Here is a 19869-nt window from a genome sequence, read left to right on the forward strand (position 1 = left end):
AGACTTCAGAACCCCTGAAACAACATATCCAGCGCTGTCGTAATTTCGGCCCTGAAAGCGCCAAGTCGCGCCACCGGCGCCTTGAGCAGGCTGGCCGGTACCGCCGCCATGAACTGGGTAGCCATCACGAAACGGCCGTCTTCGATCTCAAAGACGGGATTGAGCCCTCTGGCTGGCTGGAGTTCACCACCGCTCGGCAGCAGCGGCACGACGACCCGGGTGTTCAGGTGGCTCAGCAGGTCGGCTTGAACGTCGAGCAGCAAGCCCTCGCCCGCGCTGTTTCGGTAGACGTCGAAGCGTGCCATCAGAAGTTCCGAAACTGCGCGAGCGGCAAGCCGTGCTGCTCAACGTATGCGTTCGAGCTGTCGAGCGCGCGACGATTCTCTTCGAGCCATTGCGCTGCGCGACGCTCCGCCACGGCAAGTGCCAAACCGGCCTCGGCCGCCTGTGAGATGTTGATGCGCAGGGCCTTCGCCTCTACAAGCAAGGCTTCATCGAGCGTCACGTTCGTCGGTTTGCGGGCAGCGCCGGGAACAGTCGTGTGCATCATGATGGAGTCGCCTCGTGAAACATGTGCCTGCATTATAGATGCGGAATTTCGTGCGCATTCACGCCCACATAAAGCAAAACCCCCCGCCATGTCTGACGAGGGGTTCCCTGTAAGACGACCTCCCAGCCGTCCCAGCCTTCCAGCTATTTACCGACTCAAACTTCCACCGTATCCGCGACCGAGCGGAATTCCTCGATCTGGTCGAAGTTCATGTAGCGGTAGATGTCGGCGGCCTTCTTGTTCACCACCTCCACCTGCGCCAGGTACTCCTGCACGGTCGGGATCTTGCCCATCAGCGCGCACACCGCGGCCAGCTCGGCCGAACCAAGATAGACGCGGGTGTCGATGCCGAGGCGGTTGGGGAAGTTGCGCGTCGAGGTCGACATCGCGGTGCTGCCCTTGCGGATCTGCGCCTGGTTGCCCATGCACAGCGAGCAGCCCGGCATCTCCATGCGGGCGCCGGACTTGCCGAGCACGCCGTAGTAGCCTTCCTCGTTGAGGATCATCGCGTCCATCTTGGTGGGCGGGGCGATCCACAGGCGCGTCGGGATGTCGGACTTGCCGTCGAGCACCTTGCCGGCGGCGCGGAAGTGGCCGATGTTGGTCATGCACGAGCCGATGAAGACTTCGTCGATCTTGTCGCCGGCGACTTCGGACAGCAGCTTGACGTCGTCCGGGTCGTTCGGGCAGGCGACGATCGGCTCCTTGATGTCGGCCAGATCGATCTCGATCACGGCGGCGTACTCGGCGTCGGCGTCGCCCGCCAGCAGGGTGCCGTTGGCAATCCAGTCTTCCATCGCCTTGATGCGGCGCTTGAGGGTGCGGGCATCCTGATAGCCGTTGGCGATCATCCACTTCATCAGGGTGATGTTCGAGTTCATGTACTCGACGATCGGTTCCTTGTTGAGGTGGACCGTGCAGCCGGCGGCGGAGCGCTCGGCCGAGGCGTCGGTGAGCTCGAAGGCCTGCTCGACCTTGAGATCCGGCAGGCCTTCGATCTCGAGGATGCGACCGGAGAAGATGTTCTTCTTGCCCTTCTTCTCGACCGTCAGCAGACCGGCCTTGATCGCGTACAGCGGAATGGCGTTGACCAGGTCACGCAGGGTGACGCCCGGCTGCATCGTGCCCTTGAAGCGCACCAGCACCGATTCCGGCATGTCGAGCGGCATGACGCCGGTCGCCGCGGCGAAGGCGACGAGGCCGGAGCCGGCCGGGAAGGAGATGCCGATCGGGAAGCGGGTGTGGCTGTCGCCGCCGGTGCCGACGGTGTCGGGCAGCAGCAGGCGGTTGAGCCAGGAGTGGATGACGCCGTCGCCCGGGCGCAGCGACACGCCGCCGCGGGTGCTGATGAAGCTCGGCAACTCGCGGTGCATCTTGACGTCGACCAGCTTCGGGTAGGCGGCGGTGTGGCAGAAGGACTGCATCACCAGGTCGGCGGAGAAGCCGAGGCAGGCGAGGTCCTTGAGCTCGTCGCGGGTCATCGGGCCGGTGGTGTCCTGGCTGCCGACGGTGGTCATCTTGGGCTCGCAATAGGTACCCGGGCGGATGCCCTGGCCTTCCGGCATGCCGCAGGCGCGGCCGACCATCTTCTGCGCCAGCGAGAAGCCCTTGCCGGAATCGGCGGGCGCCTGCGGCAGGCGGAACAGCGTCGAAGGCGGCAGGCCGAGGGCCTCGCGCGCCTTGGTGGTGAGGCCACGGCCGATGATCAGCGGGATGCGGCCACCGGCGCGCACTTCGTCGAGGATCACCAGGGTCTTCAGCTGCGACTCGGCGATCACGACGCCGTTCTTGAGCGCGGTGACCTTGCCGGTGGCGTGGTCGACCTTGAGCTCGATCTCGTCGCCCATGTCCATCTGGCCGGCGTCGATCTCGATCGGCAGCGCGCCGGCGTCTTCCATGGTGTTGAAGAAGATCGGGGCGATCTTGGAGCCCAGGCACACGCCGCCGAAGCGCTTGTTCGGGACGAAGGGGATGTCCTCGCCGGTGAACCACAGCACCGAGTTGGTGGCGGACTTGCGCGAGGAACCGGTACCGACCACGTCCCCGACGTAGGCGACCAGGTTGCCCTTGGCACGCAGCTCTTCGAGGAACTTGACCGGGCCACGCACACCGGCTTCTTCCGGCTCGATCCCCAGACGCGGGTTCTTGAGCATGGCCAGCGCGTGCAGCGGGATGTCGGGGCGCGACCAGGCGTCGGGCGCGGGCGACAGGTCGTCGGTGTTGGTCTCGCCGGTGACCTTGAACACGGTGAGCTTTTGCGAGGCGGGGACTTCGGGGCGGCTGGTGAACCATTCGGCGTCGGCCCACGACTGCATGACGGCCTTGGCATTGGCGTTGCCGGCGGCGGCCAGTTCCTTGACGTCGTGGAAGTAGTCGAACATCAGCAGGGTTTTCTTCAGACCCTCGGCCGCGACCGCGCCCACTTCGGCATCGGCCAGCAGGTCGATCATCGGCTTGATGTTGAAGCCACCCAACATGGTGCCGAGCAGCTCGGTGGCCTTGGCGCGCGACACCAGGCCACAGGTCTCCTCACCCTTGGCGACCTTGGCCAGGAACTCGGCCTTGACCTTGGCGGCGTCGTCCACACCGGCCGGCACGCGATAGGTGAGCAGCTCGACGAGGAAGGCCTCCTCGCCGGCGGGGGGGTTCTTCAGCAGTTCGACCAGCTCGGTGACCTGCTGCTTGGACAGCGGCAGCGGCGGGATACCGAGGGCGGCACGTTCGGCGACATGGGCACGGTAGGCTTCAAGCACGGCGACTTCCTCACTAACGTAGTGGCGGTGATCGGGAATCCGGACGGGCAGCACCCGGACGGAACGGTCGTTATTATATGTCTTTTATAAGACTTGCGGTGCAGTGCAACAGCGGGGTACGAAGACCCGAGAAAAACTCTCGCGATTCTACGCCTTCGTAATGCGCATGGGCGAGTGGCCACCACTGCAGACGAGCCGCCGCCGGGCAACGCACGCACCCGCCTTCGACGCGCCGCGCTCGCTATACTTCGCCGCCATGAAACCCGCCGACCCCTGCCCCTGCGGCTCCTCGCACCGCTTTGCGGCATGCTGCGCCCCTGCCCTGTCGGGCGAACGCCCCGCCGCCAGCGCCGAGGAACTGATGCGCTCGCGCTACACCGCATTCGTGCTGCGCGACGCCGCCTATCTGCTGGCGAGCTGGCACCCGAGCACCCGGCCTGCCACGCTCGCGCTCGACGAAGATCCGCCGCCGAAATGGATCGGCCTGCAAGTCCGCCGCCACCGCCCGCTGGACGCGGACCATGCCGAGGTCGAGTTCGTCGCGCGCTGCCGTGTCGGCGGCCGGGCGCAGCGCCTGCACGAGACCAGCCGCTTCGTCCGCGAAGACGGGCGCTGGTACTACCTCGATGGCGACGTGCGCGACTGAACCCGCTCCAGCGCCCCCAAGACAGCCAGCCGGCACGGGCGCATAATTTCGCCATCCGCATCGCCTCGTCCGGCCATCCGCCGCATCCCCCAAAGCATCGGCGCCGCGCGCGCCGCAGGGAAGATCATGAACCTCGAGAAAGTGATTTTCGGTTTCTTCATCGTGCTCGCCGCCACGCTGAACTTCGGTTTCTTCGTCGGCGACATCGAGAACCCTGCCCACCATGACATCTACGAGCTGTTCGCAGCGCTGGTGGTGAGCCTGATCGCCACCGTGCTCAAGTTCGGCGACCGCACGCAGATTGGCGCCGTGCATCTCTCGACCAGCCTGGTAGCCGACCTGCAGCTGGTTGCCGCAGCGCTGGTGTGGGGCTACGCGGCGCACGTCCATCCCGGTGGGCTCACTCCGGAGATGACCGCGCGCGTGGTCTCGCTGTCGGGCGGCGCGCTGTTCGCCAACGTGGTTTCGGTGATCATCCTGATCGCCGAAACGATCATGCAGCGCCGCTGACCCGCCGCACGAGGCGCCGACCGTGCAGGCCCTGGCCCGCCACCACAGCATCTTCTTCCTGATCATGCGCCGCCTGCGGGCGCCGCTGATCCTGCTCATCGTGCTGTTCGCCGTCGCCGTGCTCGGCCTGACGCTCGCACCCGGGCCCGTCGTCGATGGCAAGCCCAGCTACCTGAGCTTTTTCCACGCCTTCTATTTCATCAGCTACACGGCCACCACGATCGGTTTCGGCGAGATCCCCTACACGTTCTCGGACCAGCAACGCCTGTGGGTGGTGATCAGCATCTACCTTTCGGTGATCGGCTGGGCCTACACGCTCGGCTCGGTGTTCAACCTGCTCGCCGACCGCAGCCTGCGCCAGGCGATCGCCATGCAGGGCTTCGTGCGCGCGGTGCGCCGGCTGCGCGAACCCTTCTACCTGGTGTGCGGCTATGGCGAGACCGGGCGCCTGATCTGCCAGGCGCTCGACCGCATGGGCGTGCGCGCCGTTGTGATCGAGGTGGACGAGAACAAGATCGGCGAACTCGACCTCCACGCCTATGCTGCCGACGTGCCCGCGCTGTGCGCCGACGCCAGCAACCCCGAGACGCTCAAGTTCGCCGGGCTCACGCACCCGAGCTGCATCGGCGTGATCGCGCTCACCAACGACGACGCCACCAACCTCTCGATCGCGATCAGCGCGCGCCTGCTCGCTCCGCGCCTGCCCGCGCTGTGCCGCGCCGAGCATGTCGCCACCGCGGACAACATGGCCTCGTTCGGCACCCGCCACATCATCAACCCCTTCGAGCGCTTCAGCGAGACGCTCGCGCTGTCGCTGCACGCCCCCAAGGCCTCGCAACTGCTCGGCTGGCTGACCGGCGTACCGGGCAGCGAGGTCGAACAGCGCCGCGACCCGCCGCGCGGACAGTGGATCGTGTGCGGCCATGGCCGCTTCGGGCGGCAGATGGTGAGCGCGATGGATTCAGAGGCCGTGCCGGTGACCATCATCGACCTCGACCCCAAACCCGACGGCGTCCACCGCTGGGTGCAGGGTGACGGAACCGGCGCCGAGTCGCTGCGCAGGGCGGGCGTCGAGACCGCGACCGGCATCGTCTGCGGCACCAGCTCCGACACCGACAACCTCTCGATCGCGGTCACGGCGCGCGACCTGAATCGCGAGCTGTTCGTGATCCTGCGCCAGAACCACGAGTCCAACCGCGCGCTGTTCGACGCCTTCGACGCCGACATCACGGTGGTGCCCAGCCGGGTCATCGGCCACGAGTGCATCGCCATCCTGAGCACCCCCCTGCTGGTGCCTTTCCTGGACGAAGTGCGGGCGCGCGACGAGGACTGGTGCGGTACGCAGCTCGACCGCCTGACCGACCGCCTGGGCTGGACCGTGCCCGAGATCCGCAGCGAGCGGATCAACCTGAGCCGCGCGCCGGCGCTGTATCGACGCCTGATGAAGGGACAGACGGTCACCCTCGACATGCTGCTGCGCTCGCCCTCCGACCGCGCCCGCCGCCTCGACTGCGAGGTGCTGTTCCTCGATCGCGACGACGACGACCACGTGCTGATGCCCGCGCCGGACGCGACAATCCGCGCCGGAGACGAGCTGCTGCTCGCAGGCAGCCGCGCGGCGCTCAACGACATCGGCCTGATCATCGCCAACGAGCACACGCTGGCCTACATCCTCACCGGCGAAGACCTGCCGGGCGGCTGGGTCTGGGAGAAGCTCGCGCGCCGCAACCGGCCACGCACGAATCCCCAGCTGCCCTGAGTCCGCTGCCCTCGGCCCGGGGCGCCGCGGGGTTCAGCTCAGGGCGCCACCAGCACGATCTCCTCGGCACCGAAACGCACGCGCTGTCCGGGGCGCAGCTTGGCCCGCTTGCGGCTCTCGAGCGCGCCGTCGACGCGCACGCGCCCCTCCTCCACCGCGGCATGCGCCGCCCCCCCGGAATCGACCATCCCGGTTGCCTTGAGCAACTGATCGAGCTGGATGTAGTCCCCGCGCACCGCGAATTCGATGGCCATCGCCTTCTCCCGCGCACCGGAGCTTCGACGCCGGCGCGCTCATGTCAAAATGGCGGCATTCTCGCCCGCCCGTTCCCGCATGACCAGCGCACCCGTACGCCCCGCCCGACCGCCCGTGACAGATCCGCTCGCCTCACTCCTCGAACGTGCCGACGCGGTCAGCGCGCGGGCGCGCGAGCGCGGCGCCCTGCAGCCGATTCGCACCGAACAGACCTGGCTGGAGGATGCGGGCCTGCGCTTCTCGGTGCGCTGGGTGTCCTCGCTCGCGCTCAAGGACCGTGCCCGCGTCGACACCGTGATCCGCCGCCGCCCCGACTTCAATCCCTTCCTGCCTCCGGAGCCGAGCCTCACCGTGGGGGAGCTCGGCCCCCGACATCTCGTGGTGCTGAACAAGTTCCCGGTGATCGAACGCCACCTTCTGATCGTTACCCGGCACTTCGAGGACCAGTGTGCGCCGCTGAGACGCTCCGACTTCGAGGCGCTCGGTGCGCTCATCGCCCGCCACGGAGGACTCGGCTTCTACAACGGCGGACGGATCGCGGGTGCGAGCCAGTCGCACAAGCATCTGCAGTGGGTACCCGAAAGCGCCGCCAGCCTCGACGACTTCCTGCCCGAAACGCCGGCGGCCGATGCCCACGGGTTATTCACGAATGCGCTGCTGCCCTGGGCGCACGCCTTCGTACGTCTGGATGACGGCGGCGGGGCGCTCGCGACGCTGCCGGGCGCGGCGGCCGGCGCACGCCTGGAGGCCGCTTTCCACCAGGCCTGCCGCGCACTCGAGCTGCCTGTCGACGCGGACCCGATGCCGCCCTACAACCTCCTCGTCAGCCGCAGGGCGCTGCTGCTGGTGCCACGCCGAGAGGAGAAGTGGCAGGACGTGTCGGTGAATTCGCTCGCCTACGCCGGCTCGCTTTTCGTGCGGGATCCCGAGCAGATCGACCGCCTGCGCGCCTGCGGCCCGCTCGCGGTGCTCGCCGCGGTGGGGCGGCCGACACACTGAGTCACGGGGCCCGGCGCTGCGCGGGGTTTTCGGTCGGTCAGGCCGCGCGCGGCAAGGGCGCCTGCGGCAGCGGCGGCAGGCCGATGGTGGCGCGCAGCTCGTCGCACTTCGGGTTGGGCGTGCCGTCCTCGAAATACACCGGAAATTCGCGGCAGGGCGTTGGCCGGTTCTCGTAGATCGTGCACGCCACCTGCTTGCCGACTTCGCCGGAGAGCGCCGAACAGCGCCGCGGCACCTCGTTGCTGCCCTTCATGCAACGCATCGTGTGGTTGAGCTTCTCGGTCATGTGCGCGGGAACGAACCCCCCGGGGGCGTCGTCCGCCTCGGCCCAGTAGAAGGAGATGCGAAAGTGTGTGCAGCAGATGCCGCAATCGAGGCAGGGATTGAAGCTTTCCATGAGGGAGAAGCGCGCGCGATGGGTGAATGGGCGCGCGGATTCTATCCGTTCCCGCGCGCCGTTCAATACCCCGCAATCCCTTTTTTAATCAATAGCCTGCAAACTTTTTTGGCCAAACATTCAGGCGCTGCGCCAGCGCATTCGTGACGCCCTCTGCGCGCTCGCCGGCCACTCTGCGGCAGTGGCGACTCCCGGCCTCAGTCCTCGCTGGACGTACCCTCGGCGCCGCAGCACTTCTTGTACTTCTTGCCGCTGCCGCAGGGGCACGGGTCGTTGCGCCCCGGGGTGGCGGCGCCCGGCTTGCGCGGGGCCTCGGTGGACAGCGGCTCGGCCGCGGCCAGCCCCATGTCGCGCCAATGCGCGAACACGTCGTTGACCGTCTCCCCGACCGCAGCCAGCCAGCCGAGCCGGGTCTCGTCGTCGGCCTTGGCGGCGTCGTCCTCGCCCCAGGGCATGAGCACCTCGTCCAGCGACTCGCGCACGGCCTCGACCGCTTCCTCGTCGAGCCCCTCCTCCCAGCCCTCGGGCCACAGGTCCAGGCCCTGCGCGAAGCCGTCGATCCAGGCCTCGCCGAGCTTGAGCCCGTCGCCATCGCCGACGGCGAAGCAGAACGGCTCCCAGCATGCCTCGTCCTCGTCATCCAGACCGAGCGTGGCGAGCAGCTCGTTGTGGTAGGCCTTCACCAGGCGGATGGCGCGCTGCAGCCCGCTGCCGGAACCGAAGCCGGCGTCCTCGCCGTGGGCCGACCAGACTCCCGGCAGCCAGCGCTCGGGCGGGATGGGCCGCGGCGAGATCAGCACGCCGGCGAGATAGCCGTCGAGCATCTCCAGGTCCATGCAATCCTCGGGCACCACGTCGGAGGTGAGGATCTCCTCGAGGGCCTCGAAGTCCTCGTCGCTCATCAACTGGGGCGGGGCAGGCCGGCGGTCGGCGGCGGTATCGGTGCTTTGGTTCATGGCAATCTCCTGTGATCGGCGGCAAGGGTGGCCCAAGCGACCGCGGCGGGCAAGTCAATTGTGCGGGCGCAAGCGCCCGCATGGGTGCTCAGCGCCGCGCGGCGGTCGGCGCGCCGGCGCCGAGGTCCATCTCGAGGCGGTACAGCGTCTGTCCGGAATCGCGGTACTTGCGCTCGAAGGGCGTCAACGGCACGTCGGCGACGAAGGGCACGCCGCTCGCCGGCCGCCCGGTGAGCTCGGCGAGCGCAAGCGCGAACTCGTCGATATAGACACCCCAGTTGCTGCGACATTCCAGCACCCCGCCGAGGCGCGCGATCCAGGGGAACACCGGATGCGCATGCCAGCGCCGGCCGAGATGGCCGATCTTCGGCCACGGATTCGGGTACAGGATGTAGTGGCGCGCGAGGCGCAGCCCGCGTTCGTCGAGCAGGCGCCAGAAGTCGACCAGGTCCGCGCGCACGAACACCATGTTGCGCGGCAACAGGGCCTCGGGATAGGGCTTGCGGCGGTTCAGGCGATCCTCGGACTGATCGACACCGATCACCCAGTGATCGGGATGCTGGCGGGCGATCTGGATCGTGCTGTGGCCAACGCCGCAGCCGGCGTCGAGGATCAGCGGCGCCTTGCCGTCCCAGCCCGCCAGGCTGGCCGCAAGCGCTGCCCGGTTGTACTCGGCGAAGGGCTTGCGAAAGGGCTCGGAGAGATGCTTGCGCACGCGTTCAAGCAGGCCTTCATGGACACCCTGCTGCGCGCTCTGCGGGATACGGGAATTGGCGTAACTCATCGGTTTCTCGGCAATGCGGGTGCGATGACGATTACGCCGCGCAGCCCACGGCAGGTTCCGCGCACGGCAGCGCTGCAGCGGCAAGGGCGTGACCCGGCGCTGCATCCACAGGCTGCCGGCACAGCGGCACACCGTGGCGCGCGAGGACCCCGTCGACCTCGGCCAGCGCGCGCAGGGGACGGATTTCGGCAAACAGCGCGCGTGCGCCGGCGTAATGACGGGCGAGCAGGTGCAGCCACTGCTTGATGCGGCCGGGAGCATGGCGGGCCTCGACCTTGGCCCGCACGCGGTCGCGAAATTCGCCGAGCAGCGGCAGCAGCACCTGCCACTCGTGCGCGCGCTCCGCGCCATCGGGCGCATCGAGCCGCCCGGCGCGGATCCGGCAGGCGAGGAACGGGTCGGCGACAGCGCCACGGCCCAGCATGACGTCGTCGACACCGGACACGGAACGACAGCGCAGCCAGTCGGCGGCGGTCCACACCTCCCCGTTGGCCACCACCGGAACATCGACCGCTTCGTCCACCCGTGCCACCCATTCCCAGTGCGCGGGCGGACGGTAGCCGTCCTGCTTGGTACGCGCATGCACCACGAGCAAGCGGGCACCGCCGTCGGCCAGGGCCTGCGCACATTCGGCGGCGCGACCCGGATCGCGTACGCCGAGGCGCATCTTCGCGCTCAGGGGCACTGCGCGGGGCAGCGCGGCGGAGACCGCCTGGGCGATGCGAAACAGCAGCTCGGGCTCGTCCAGCAGCACCGCGCCGCCACGGTGGCGATTGACGGTGGGCGCCGGGCAGCCGAAGTTGAGATCGATGCCCGCCGGCCGCAGACGTGCGAGGCGCACCGCGTTGGCCGCCATGCACTGCGGGTCGGAGCCGAGAAGCTGGACGCGCACCTCGGTTCCGCCCGGAGTCCGGCTGGCATGGTCGAGTTCGGGTGCGATGCGACGGAAGAAACGGTCGGGCAGCAGCGTGCCGGAGACGCGCGCGAACTCGCTCACCGCATAGTCGTAGCCGCCCGTGCGCGTGATCGTCGCGCGCAGAACGTCGTCGAGCAGACCTTCCATCGGAGCAAGCAGCAGGCGCACCCCATCCTCCCCGCCGTGGGCGGCACGATATCGAACAGGGGCGCGATTGTACCGGACGCATGACCGCCATGCCGCGGGCGCGCTCGGTTTTCCTTGCAAGCGAAGGCCTACTCCAGGATAATCGTGGGCTTTACTACACAGGGCGGTCACATCCGCCGCCCGCCAGATTCCAGGAAGCCATCATGAAAGCGGACATCCATCCGAAGTACAACGAAGTGAACGTGACCTGCTCCTGCGGCAACACTTTCACCACCCGCTCCACGCTGGGCAAGCCCCAGTACCACGTCGAAGTGTGCTCCGCCTGCCACCCCTTCTACACCGGCAAGCAGAAGATCGTCGACACCGCCGGTCGTGTCGAGCGCTTCCGCCAGAAGTACGGCAACGTCCAGCGCGCCAGCTGATCGGACACCGGCCTGCGGGCCGGGTCCTGAAGTCCGCACGGGCGAGCCACGATCGTCCGCCAGAAAGGCAGCCTCGGCTGCCTTTTTTGTTGCCCGCCGCCGCCCTGCCCTGCATCGGACTTGGCCTGCGGTGGCGCTCAGCCGCAAAATGCCCCCCATGATCCGCGAGCCCGCCACGCCCACCCTGTTCCAGCGCCGCATCTACGGCACGTTCGGCCTCACCCTGCTGGTCGGGCTGTACCTGCTCGTCGGACTGACCGGCCACGACCCCTGGCGGGGCGATGACGCACGCTACTTCGGCCCTGTGCTGTCGATGCTGCGCGGCGAGTCCTGGCTGTTCCCGATGCTCGCCGGCGAGCCGCTGACCGACTACCCGCCGCTGTATTTCTGGACTGCCGCTGGTTTCGCCTGGCTGGGCGATGCCTTGCTGCCGCTGCACGGTGGTGCGCGCCTGGCGAGCGCCTTCTTCGTTGCGCTTGCGGTGTTCTTCATCGCGCGCGCGGCCGAGGCCCTTCATGGGCGGCCGACGCGCACGCCCGGCGCGCTGCTCACCCTGGGTGCGCTCGGTCTCGTCCTCCACGCCCACGAGACCCAGCCGCTGCTCGCCGTGTTCGCGATGCAGGCGCTCACCCTCGCGGGCCTGGCCGAGGTGCCGCAGCGGCCGCTCTGCGGCAGCATCAAGGCCGGCGTGGGCAGCGCGCTCGCCTTTCTTGCCGGCGGCTTCGGCGGCTTCCTGCTCACCGCGCCCTTGCTGCCGCTGGTGATGCTGCTCAGCCGCGATTGCCGCACACCGCGGGCCAGCGGCGCGCTGCTGCTCGGTCTTTGCGTGGCATTCACCCTCGCCGCCGCCTGGCCGCTGGCGCTTCAGTTGCAGCAGCCCGAACTTCTGAAGCTGTGGCTGCGCGCCGAGTGGCTGCGCCTCGGCGGCCCCGGTCTCGGCATGCACGACCTTCCCACCCTGGTCGAACTGGCCGGCTGGTTCCTTTGGCCACTGTGGCCGCTCACCCTGTGGGCGCTATGGCGCGGACGGCGCACGCTCGGCACGCTGCCGGTCCTGCTGCCGCTGGTCAGCTCACTGCTCGTGCTGCTTCGGGTGGCCGTGAGCGGGGATGTCTCGCAGGCGCAGTTCATCCTGCTCATCCCGGCGACGGCGCTGCTCGCCGCTGCGGGGGTGCCCACGCTGCGGCGGGGCGCGGCGAGCGCCTTCGACTGGTTCGCCCTGATGAGCCTGGCGGTCTTCGGGGTCCTGGTGTGGCTGGCATGGACGGCGCAGTCGGTAGGCTGGCCGCCCGGCCTCGCCCGCCACGCGGCGCGCAACGCGCCCGACTTCGTCCTCCCCGGCGAGCCTTTCCAGCTTGCCATTGGGGTGGCGATCAGCGCCCTGTGGATCCTGCTCGTCGCCCGCCTGCCGCGCTCGCCCTCGCGGGCGCCGGCCAACTGGGCCATCGGCCTGGTCATGCTGTGGTGCCTTGCCGTGGTGTTGCTGATGCCATGGTTCGACCACGGCCGCAGCTATCGCAGCGTGGTGGCGTCGCTGGACATCGCGGTGCAGGGCGAGCGCACCCTGCGACCGACGGCGTGCATCGCGACCACCGGCATCCCCGATGCCATGCGCAGCTCGATGGATTACTTCGCCGGCCTGCGCGTGGAACGCGTCAGTGCCGACGCCACACCTTGCCCGCTGCTGCTCGTGCATGCCGACCGTCGGCGCTCGCAAGCGGCGCTCGCGCCGGAATGGGAGACGGTGTGGGAATACCGGCGCGGCGCCGGCCGGCACCAGGAAAGCTTCAGCCTGCTGCGCCGCGCCCAGCCCTGAGGCCGAGCGCCTTACTCCAGGCGCAGGAAATGGTCGCGGTAATGACGAAGCTCGGCGATCGATTCGTGGATGTCGGCGAGCGCAGTGTGGCTGCCGGCCTTCTTGACGCCTTCGTAGATCTCCGGACGCCAGCGCCGCGCGAGTTCCTTGACGGTGGAGACGTCGAGGTTTCGGTAGTGGAACCAGTTCTCCAGCGTCGGCATCCAGCGCGCAAGGAAGCGGCGGTCCTGGCACACGGAGTTGCCGCACATCGGCGAACTGCGCGCCGGCACCCACTCCTGCAGGAAGGCGAGCGCCTGCGCTTCGGCCTGGGCCTCGGACACGTTCGAGGCCCGCACGCGGTCGATGAGGCCAGACTTGCCATGCGTGTTGCGGTTCCACTCGTCCATCGCGTCGAGCACGCCATCGGGCTGATGCACGGTGATCACCGGCGCTTCGGCGATGGTCTCCAGCGCCTCATTGGTCAGCACGATGGCGATCTCGATGATGCGATCGCGGTCGGGTTCGAGGCCGGTCATCTCCATGTCCAGCCATATCAGCGTCTTCGGGTCCTGTGCCATAATCGTCCGGCCTTTTTTCGGGCACCTTGGTGCGAAACAATCAAGGGCGCGATTGTGTCACAGTTCCTGCCCGTCGCCGGTATGGCGGCGCGCCTGCGGCGGACTCCGCCGGCCACAGGCGCCCCAGTCGGACGGCAGACGACCGTGTGAAGAGCCTGCCTCGGGACTCGCCGGCCTTTCCCATCCTCGCCACCGGAACCGCGATGAACACCTTTGCCCTCCTGTTCGTAGGCCTGCTGCTCGCGGGCATGGCCGCCAAGCTCGCCCTGATGCGACGCCAGGTGCGCCATGTCCAGGCCCACCGCGACATCGTCCCCGCTGCCTTCGCCGCGTCCATCCCGCTCGCCTCGCACCAGCGCGCTGCCGACTACACCACCGCGCGCGCCGGGCTGTCCGCACGCCAGACCGTGGCCAGCGCGCTCTTCCTGGTGGTGATGACGCTCGGCGGCGGCCTGCAGGCGGTGCACGACGCCTGGGCTGCGCTGCTCGCACCGGGCAGTCTGGGGCATGGGGTTGCGCTGCTCGCGAGCCTGGCCGTGCTTGGCTGGCTGCTCGAGCTACCCTTCGTGCTGTCGCGCACCTTCGTCATCGAGAGGCGCTTCGGCTTCAACCGCATGACGCCGCGCCTCTTCATCGCCGACACGCTGCGCGAAGCTGCGCTCGCGGCAGTGATCGGCCTGCCGCTCCTGGGCGTCGTGCTGTGGCTCACCAATTCGATGGGCGAACGCTGGTGGCTGTGGGTGTGGGCCTTCTGGCTCGGCTTCAACGTGCTGGTGATGCTGGTATGGCCGACCTTCATCGCGCCGCTGTTCAACACGTTCACCCCGCTCGCCGACGCCGCGCTGAAGGCCCGCGTCGAGGCCCTGCTGGCACGCTGCGGCTTCCAGTCGAAGGGGCTGTTCGTGATGGACGGCTCGCGCCGCTCGGCGCACGGCAACGCCTACTTCACCGGCTTCGGCGCCTCCAAGCGCATCGTCTTCTTCGACACCCTGCTCGACAAGCTCAACGCCGACGAGGTGGAGGCGGTGCTCGCGCACGAGCTCGGACACTTCCGTCACCGCCACATCTTCAAGCGCCTGGCCGTTCTCGCCCCGGCGAGCCTGGGCATGCTCGCCCTGCTCGGCTGGCTCATGCAGCAAGCCTGGTTCTTCAACGGCCTGGGCATGCAGGCGACCGACACCGCGAGCGCACTTGCGCTGTTCTTCCTGACCCTGCCCGTATTCACCTTTCCGCTGGCACCACTCTTCAGCTACTGGTCTCGCGTGCACGAGTACGAGGCCGACGCCTACGCTGCGCGCCAGACTCGCGCCAAGGACCTCGTCGCTGCGCTCGTCAAGCTCTACCGCGACAATGCCTCCACGCTCACGCCTGACCCGCTGTACTCGCGCTTCTTCGACTCGCATCCGCCCGCTGCCTTGCGCGTCGCGCGGCTGCAGACCCTGCAGCACTGACCCCGACCGGAACAGAGGAGACTGCCATGAACCTCAACATGCTGGCCGCCGCCCCCTTCGCGCTGGTGCTCGCGCTGCCCGCGAGCGCCCTGGCCGATCCCTTCCCGGGCGCAGATCACGCGGCCGGCAAGGACATGCACACGCGCCTGTGCGTCGAATGCCACGAACGCAACTTCAGCGGCGAGGACGGATCGGCGATCTATCTGCGACCGGACCGCCGCGTGACCACGCCGAGCGCCCTTTCGCAACAACTGACCGCCTGCACCACGATGCTCAATCTCGACCTCTTCCCCGAGGATGAGCATCACCTCGCGGGCTACCTGAACAAGCTCTACTACAGGTTCGAGTGAGAAAACGCACCCCCCAGGCCGCCTCGACCGAGGCGCGGACACCGGGCACCATCGTCGCCGCCTTCGGCCGCCACTACGAGGTCGATACCGCCGCAGGACGCCTGCAGTGCTATCCGCGCGGAAAGAAAAGCAGCTACGCCTGCGGCGACGAAGTCGAGATCCTGCGCGGCGGTGACGGCCAGGGCGTGATCGAGTCCCTGCACCCGCGGCGCAATCTGCTCTGGCGCTCGGACGCCTTCCGCGAGAAGCTCATCGCCGCCAACCTGAGCCACATCGTGATCGTGGTCGCCACCGAGCCGGGCTTCTCCGACCTGCTCGTGTCGCGCTGCATCGCTGCCGCCGAGAGCCAGGGCATCACCCCGCTGATCGTGCTCAACAAGGCCGATCTCGCCGCTCGGCTGCCGGCCGCCCGCGTCCAGCTCGCCCCGTTCCGCGCGCTGGGTTACGAGGTGATCGAGGTCTCCGCGCTGGAAGGCGCAGAGGGCCTGCGGGCACGCCTGGGCGGACTGCACGCGATCTTCGTCGGCCAGTCTGGCATGGGCAAGTCGACGCTCACCAACGCACTCGTCCCCGAGGCCAACGCCGCCACGCGCGAGATCTCCGACGCACTCGATTCGGGCAAGCACACAACCACCTTCGCCCGCCTCTATCCGCTCGGCGACGGCGCGGGCCATCGCCTGCCGGGCTGGCTGATCGACAGCCCCGGACTGCAGGTCTTCGGCCTCGCACACCTGTCGGCAGACGATCTCGCCGAGGCCTTCGTCGATCTCCGCCCCTTCCTCGGCCAGTGCCGCTTCCGCGACTGTCGCCATGACAGCGAGCCCGGCTGCGCCCTGCTTGCGGCGGTGGCATCGGGACGGATCAACGCCCGGCGCTGGGAGCACTTCCGCGCCATTCGAAACGAGATCGCCGAGGCGCGCCGGCTCAATCCGGGCTGGTGAACGGCCGCGCTCAAGCGGCGCGCAGGAAATCCCTCACGACGCCGATCTGCAGGGCGTCCATCAACATCGGCGCATGCCCGACGCCGGCGAACTCCACGGTCTGCGCGCGCGGGCCACGCACCGCCATCGCGGCCAGCGTCGCGGGCTCGAGCAGGTCGGACTCAGCGCCGCGCAGGGCCAGCGTGGGACAGCGCACCCCCTCGTACACCGGCCAGAGGTCGATGTCGTTCAGGATGGGCGCGGCGCGGAAGATCTCCCCCAGCCCCGGGTCGTAGACCATCTCGAAGCCGTCCTGCCCGTCCGTGACGGGGCGCACGGAGAAGCTGGTGAGGTGCTGCCACTGAGCGTCGGTGAGCGGCCCGAAGGGGGCGCTGACCTCGCGGATGTAGCTTTCCGCCGCCGCCAGTGAGGCGAACCGCGGCGCATTGCCGACGTACTGCGCAATGCGCCGAAGCGAGGTGGCGGTGATGACCGGGCCGACGTCGTTCAACACCAGGCGGGTGATCGGGGTGTTCGGCTGGCTCGCGAGGAGCATGCCGATGATGCCGCCCATCGAGGTGCCGACCCAGTGCACGGCGTCGACGTCGAGACGGGCAATCAGCGTGACCATGTCATTGACGTAGGTCGGAAAGCCGTAATCGGCCTTGTCGCCCAGCCAGTCGCTGCGGCCACGGCCGACGACGTCCGGGCACACCACGCGGTAGTCGTCGGCCAGGGCGCGCGCGAGTTCGTCGAAGTCGCGGCCGTTGCGGGTGAGACCATGGACACAGACCACCACGCGCGGGTTGTGCGGATCCCCCCACTCCGTATAAGCCATGCGGTGCAGCCCATGCTGCCCCATGCACTGCACGCTACGTTCGCGCGGTGCATGCCGCGGGGGCGACGCCGGCGCAGCGGCTGGCGCCGCAGTGGGCGGGGCCGGAGTGGGCGATGTCGGAGTGGACGCGACCGGGGGTGCGCGCCTGAACAGACGCTGCAGCGTGGAAAAGAAGGACATGGCGTGAATGATCGGTGGATGGCGGGATCTGGCGCCAAGTCTAGCCCGGAACGCCGTGTCCACGGCAGCTGCCGATCAGCGCCCGTGCCAGTAGCGCGGCCTGCGCTCGCGCGCTGCGGTCACCTCCACCTCGCCGCTTCCAGCAGCGGGGAAATCGATGCCGATCGCACCCTGGACGTCGGTGCGCCAGTTGCGCGCACCGGCGTCGACCCAGCGCGCCCAGACCTGCGGGTGGGGATGTCCGAAGGCATTGCGGTAGCCGGCCGCGTGCACCACGTGAAGCGCGCGCGTCGCATCGACGAAGGCAGCCGAGGAGGAGGAACGGCTGCCGTGATGCGCGCTAACCACGACCGTGCTCGCGAGCGCACCGGCAGGCACGCGGGCGAGCAGCGCACGCTCGGTCTGCACCCCGATGTCACCGGTGAGCAACAAGGCCCCCGCTGCCGCCGAGACACGGAGCACGCACGAGGCCTCGTTGTCATGGCCGCGGCCAGGCCGTCCCGTCGCCCGCCGCCCGCCGCCCGCCGGTGCATCCATGCTCGCGCCAGCCGCATCGGCATCTGCATGGGCATCCACAGGCTCCGCATTCCCGGCCGCGACCTCGACCGCGCGCTGTGGGTGCAACACCTCGAAGCGCACGCCATCCCACTCCCAGGCCTCTCCTGCCGCGCACTGCCGCGGCACTGGACGGTAGGCGCGATCGTCGGGATCCGTTCCGGCAGCCTCGCCGGCCGTCCCGCCCGCGCTCGCGATCCGCCGCTGCGTCGCCGCGGGCTGACCCGCCAGGATGCGGGCGACCGCCACACCAGCCACCACGCTTTGCGCCCCCCCGGCGTGATCGGCGTCGTCATGGGACAACACGAGGCCGTCCAGGCGCGCCACCCCCACCGCTCGCAGGTAGGGCAGGACCACCCTGCTCCCGGCATCGGCCTCGCTCCCGTAGGGCGGACCGGCATCGAACAGCAGGTCGTGACGACGCGTCTGCACATGGACCGCGAGACCCTGCCCCACATCGAGCACCTCGGCGTGGAAACCGCCCTCGGGCGGCCGGGCAGGCTGCCAGGCGAGGAGGCCCGCCAGCACCGCAGGTGCGGCCAGCCGGCCCGGCGTCGCGCGCGGCAGCAGCAGCGCCGCCACGGCGGCGAGCCCCGCGCCGAGCAGCCAGGGCGGCGGCGCGGCCTGCTCCCACAACGCCCCGTCGACGGCCGCCAGCCACGCCAGCACGGTCATCATCAGCTGCGCGGCGACATCGGCCGGCAGCAGCAGCCAAGCGTTCGGCCACGGCAGCGACAGCAACACGAGCGGCGTGACCACGAAGCTGACGATCGGGATCGCCACGAGGTTGGCAAGCGGCGACAGCAGCGGGAATGACTGGAACTGCGCCAGAAGCAACGGAATGAGCGCCACGCTGATCGCAAGCTGGACCCGCAGCGCCCCGCGCCAGCCCGAGCGCGCGCGAACGCGCCCGCCGAGGGTGGCCAGGATGATCGCAACCGCGCCGAAGGACAGCCAGAACCCGGGAGCGAGCACCGCCCATGGATCGATCACCAGCACTACGAGCAGGGCCACCGCAAGCGTGCGCGACGGCGCCACCGCCCGCCCGCTGAACAGCACCGCTGCCGCCACCGCAAGCATCAGCCACGCGCGCAGGACCGGAATCCCCAGCCCGGCGAGGAGGGCATAGACGGTCGCGCCAGCGAGCGCGGCAACCGCCGCCGCCTTCTGCGCAGGCAGCCGCAACGTCAAGGCCGGCAGCCGGCGCCAGAGGAGCGACGCCACCGCACCGCAGAACAGTCCGACCAGGGCCACGTGCAGGCCCGAGATCGACACCAGGTGGCCCACGCCGGTGCGCCGGAACACCTCCCAGGTCGACGCCGAGATGCCGTCCTGGTCCCCCACCGCGAGGGCAACGAGCAATCCGCCCTGGTCCGCGTCGCCGAGCTCGGCGAGCATACGATCGCGCAACAGCGTGCGCAGGCGGTGCACACGCTGCATCACGCTTGCCGGCGGCCCGTCGAGCCGGGTTGCGCCATGGCGCACGTAGCCGGTTGCACGGATGCCGCGCGCGAGCAGCCAGGCCTCGTAGTCGAAGCCGCCGGAATTGACGAAGCCGTGCGGCCGGCGCAGGCGCACCACGAAAGACCAGTACTCGCCCGCCTGTGGCGGCTGCGACGCCCCGTCTGCGGGCGTCCCATGTTCCTGCCGCCACGACAGCAGCAGCCGATGTGGCACGCCTGCGGTGTGGCCATCGGTTTCGAGCACGAAGCGCCAGCCCTGGTCGACCGCCTGCGGCAGGCTCGCGACATGGCCGCGCACGACGAGGTCGACGCCCTCGAGCTCGCCGCGCAGCGCATCGTTCAAGCGCAGTTCGGCACGCCAGGCCGACCACGACACCCCGGCTGCGGCGGCAATGACGACGAGCAACGCTCCCCGCAGCAGGGTGCCGCGCGCCAGGCTGCGCGGCCGGGCGTGACCCGCAGCCAGCCCCAGCAACGCCGCCGCGAGCATGGACAGCATGCCGGACAAGGCCAGCCCATCCACGCCAGCGCGCGTCTGCACGAGGCAGACGCCGGACAGGAAGGCGATCGAGAAAATTCGCATGGCATGCAATGATGCCAATTGCACGGGTGCGCGACCACCCCGCGCGCGGATCCGGGCAT

General features: G+C 69.1%; 20 protein-coding genes. 9 read left to right on the top strand and 11 right to left on the bottom strand.

Annotation, left to right across the window (positions count from 1 at the left end; all coding sequences use genetic code 11):
* Positions 1-5: 5 nt before the first annotated feature.
* The 3 genes from AAG895_RS11845 to acnB form a co-directional block, all read right to left on the bottom strand.
* On the bottom strand, positions 6-305 hold the full coding sequence (locus AAG895_RS11845) for a CcdB family protein (protein WP_345792212.1): 300 nt from the start codon (positions 303-305) through the stop codon (positions 6-8).
* A complete protein-coding gene (locus AAG895_RS11850) occupies positions 305-550 on the bottom strand; it encodes a type II toxin-antitoxin system CcdA family antitoxin (protein ID WP_345792213.1) in 246 nt (81 codons plus the stop codon). Before AAG895_RS11850 ends, AAG895_RS11845 begins: the two co-directional genes overlap by 1 nt.
* Positions 551-705: 155 nt before the next feature.
* A complete protein-coding gene (acnB, locus tag AAG895_RS11855; RefSeq protein WP_345792214.1) occupies positions 706-3303 on the bottom strand; it encodes a bifunctional aconitate hydratase 2/2-methylisocitrate dehydratase in 2598 nt (865 codons plus the stop codon).
* A gap of 256 nt (positions 3304-3559) precedes the next feature.
* Here acnB and AAG895_RS11860 point away from each other — a divergent pair, with 256 nt between their 5' ends.
* The 3 genes from AAG895_RS11860 to AAG895_RS11870 all read left to right on the top strand — a co-directional run bounded on the left by AAG895_RS11860 (position 3560) and on the right by AAG895_RS11870 (position 6218).
* The gene (locus AAG895_RS11860; protein ID WP_345792215.1) at positions 3560-3949 is read left to right on the top strand and encodes a YchJ family metal-binding protein; all 390 of its coding nucleotides are present in this window, start codon (positions 3560-3562) and stop codon (positions 3947-3949) included.
* Between the two features lie 126 nt (positions 3950-4075).
* Positions 4076-4459, top strand: a complete 384-nt coding sequence (locus AAG895_RS11865) for a DUF6394 family protein (RefSeq protein ID WP_345792216.1) — start codon at positions 4076-4078, stop codon at positions 4457-4459.
* A 22-nt stretch (positions 4460-4481) separates the two neighbouring features.
* Positions 4482-6218, top strand: coding sequence for an NAD-binding protein (locus AAG895_RS11870; protein WP_345792217.1), 1737 nt, complete (start codon positions 4482-4484; stop codon positions 6216-6218).
* Between the two features lie 38 nt (positions 6219-6256).
* Here AAG895_RS11870 and AAG895_RS11875 read toward each other — a convergent pair whose 3' ends face one another.
* The gene (locus AAG895_RS11875; RefSeq protein WP_345792218.1) at positions 6257-6472 is read right to left on the bottom strand and encodes an RNA-binding S4 domain-containing protein; all 216 of its coding nucleotides are present in this window, start codon (positions 6470-6472) and stop codon (positions 6257-6259) included.
* Positions 6473-6587: 115 nt separating this feature from the next.
* On the opposite strand from AAG895_RS11875, the gene AAG895_RS11880 reads away from it, so the two are divergent.
* The gene (locus AAG895_RS11880) at positions 6588-7472 is read left to right on the top strand and encodes a DUF4922 domain-containing protein (protein ID WP_345792219.1); all 885 of its coding nucleotides are present in this window, start codon (positions 6588-6590) and stop codon (positions 7470-7472) included.
* 37 nt (positions 7473-7509) lie between these two features.
* Here AAG895_RS11880 and AAG895_RS11885 read toward each other — a convergent pair whose 3' ends face one another.
* The 4 genes from AAG895_RS11885 to AAG895_RS11900 all read right to left on the bottom strand — a co-directional run bounded on the left by AAG895_RS11885 (position 7510) and on the right by AAG895_RS11900 (position 10693).
* A complete protein-coding gene (locus AAG895_RS11885; protein WP_345792220.1) occupies positions 7510-7869 on the bottom strand; it encodes a YkgJ family cysteine cluster protein in 360 nt (119 codons plus the stop codon).
* A gap of 197 nt (positions 7870-8066) precedes the next feature.
* Positions 8067-8825: a UPF0149 family protein gene (locus AAG895_RS11890; protein WP_345792221.1), complete on the bottom strand. Its 759-nt coding sequence runs from the start codon at positions 8823-8825 to the stop codon at positions 8067-8069.
* A gap of 88 nt (positions 8826-8913) precedes the next feature.
* Complete coding sequence (locus AAG895_RS11895; protein ID WP_345792222.1) at positions 8914-9609, bottom strand: methyltransferase domain-containing protein; 696 nt, start codon at positions 9607-9609, stop codon at positions 8914-8916.
* 31 nt (positions 9610-9640) lie between these two features.
* Positions 9641-10693 (bottom strand): tRNA-dihydrouridine synthase, encoded by a 1053-nt coding sequence (locus AAG895_RS11900; protein ID WP_345792223.1) that lies wholly within the window; start codon positions 10691-10693, stop codon positions 9641-9643.
* Positions 10694-10875: 182 nt separating this feature from the next.
* Here AAG895_RS11900 and rpmE point away from each other — a divergent pair, with 182 nt between their 5' ends.
* Positions 10876-11094 (top strand): 50S ribosomal protein L31, encoded by a 219-nt coding sequence (gene rpmE, locus AAG895_RS11905; protein WP_345792224.1) that lies wholly within the window; start codon positions 10876-10878, stop codon positions 11092-11094.
* Positions 11095-11251: 157 nt separating this feature from the next.
* A complete protein-coding gene (locus AAG895_RS11910; RefSeq protein ID WP_345795285.1) occupies positions 11252-12910 on the top strand; it encodes a hypothetical protein in 1659 nt (552 codons plus the stop codon).
* Between the two features lie 11 nt (positions 12911-12921).
* On the opposite strand, the gene orn is transcribed toward AAG895_RS11910, so the two are convergent.
* Positions 12922-13470, bottom strand: a complete 549-nt coding sequence (orn, locus tag AAG895_RS11915) for an oligoribonuclease (protein ID WP_345792225.1) — start codon at positions 13468-13470, stop codon at positions 12922-12924.
* Between the two features lie 203 nt (positions 13471-13673).
* On the opposite strand from orn, the gene AAG895_RS11920 reads away from it, so the two are divergent.
* The 3 genes from AAG895_RS11920 to rsgA are packed head-to-tail and all read left to right on the top strand — an operon-like array spanning position 13674 to position 16212.
* Positions 13674-14921 (top strand): M48 family metallopeptidase, encoded by a 1248-nt coding sequence (locus AAG895_RS11920; protein WP_345792226.1) that lies wholly within the window; start codon positions 13674-13676, stop codon positions 14919-14921.
* 26 nt (positions 14922-14947) lie between these two features.
* The gene (locus AAG895_RS11925; protein WP_345792227.1) at positions 14948-15271 is read left to right on the top strand and encodes a hypothetical protein; all 324 of its coding nucleotides are present in this window, start codon (positions 14948-14950) and stop codon (positions 15269-15271) included.
* Positions 15268-16212, top strand: coding sequence for a ribosome small subunit-dependent GTPase A (gene rsgA / locus AAG895_RS11930; protein WP_345792228.1), 945 nt, complete (start codon positions 15268-15270; stop codon positions 16210-16212). The genes AAG895_RS11925 and rsgA overlap by 4 nt, the downstream gene beginning before the upstream one ends.
* 10 nt (positions 16213-16222) lie before the next feature.
* Here rsgA and AAG895_RS11935 read toward each other — a convergent pair whose 3' ends face one another.
* Both AAG895_RS11935 and AAG895_RS11940 read right to left on the bottom strand, forming a co-directional pair.
* Positions 16223-17209 (bottom strand): alpha/beta hydrolase, encoded by a 987-nt coding sequence (locus AAG895_RS11935; protein WP_345792229.1) that lies wholly within the window; start codon positions 17207-17209, stop codon positions 16223-16225.
* 75 nt (positions 17210-17284) lie between these two features.
* Positions 17285-19810: a DNA internalization-related competence protein ComEC/Rec2 gene (locus tag AAG895_RS11940; RefSeq protein ID WP_345792230.1), complete on the bottom strand. Its 2526-nt coding sequence runs from the start codon at positions 19808-19810 to the stop codon at positions 17285-17287.
* Positions 19811-19869: the final 59 nt, after the last annotated feature.

Origin of the sequence: Thauera sp. JM12B12 (assembly GCF_039614725.1) — a bacterium.
In the GTDB taxonomy this organism is placed as follows: domain Bacteria; phylum Pseudomonadota; class Gammaproteobacteria; order Burkholderiales; family Rhodocyclaceae; genus Thauera.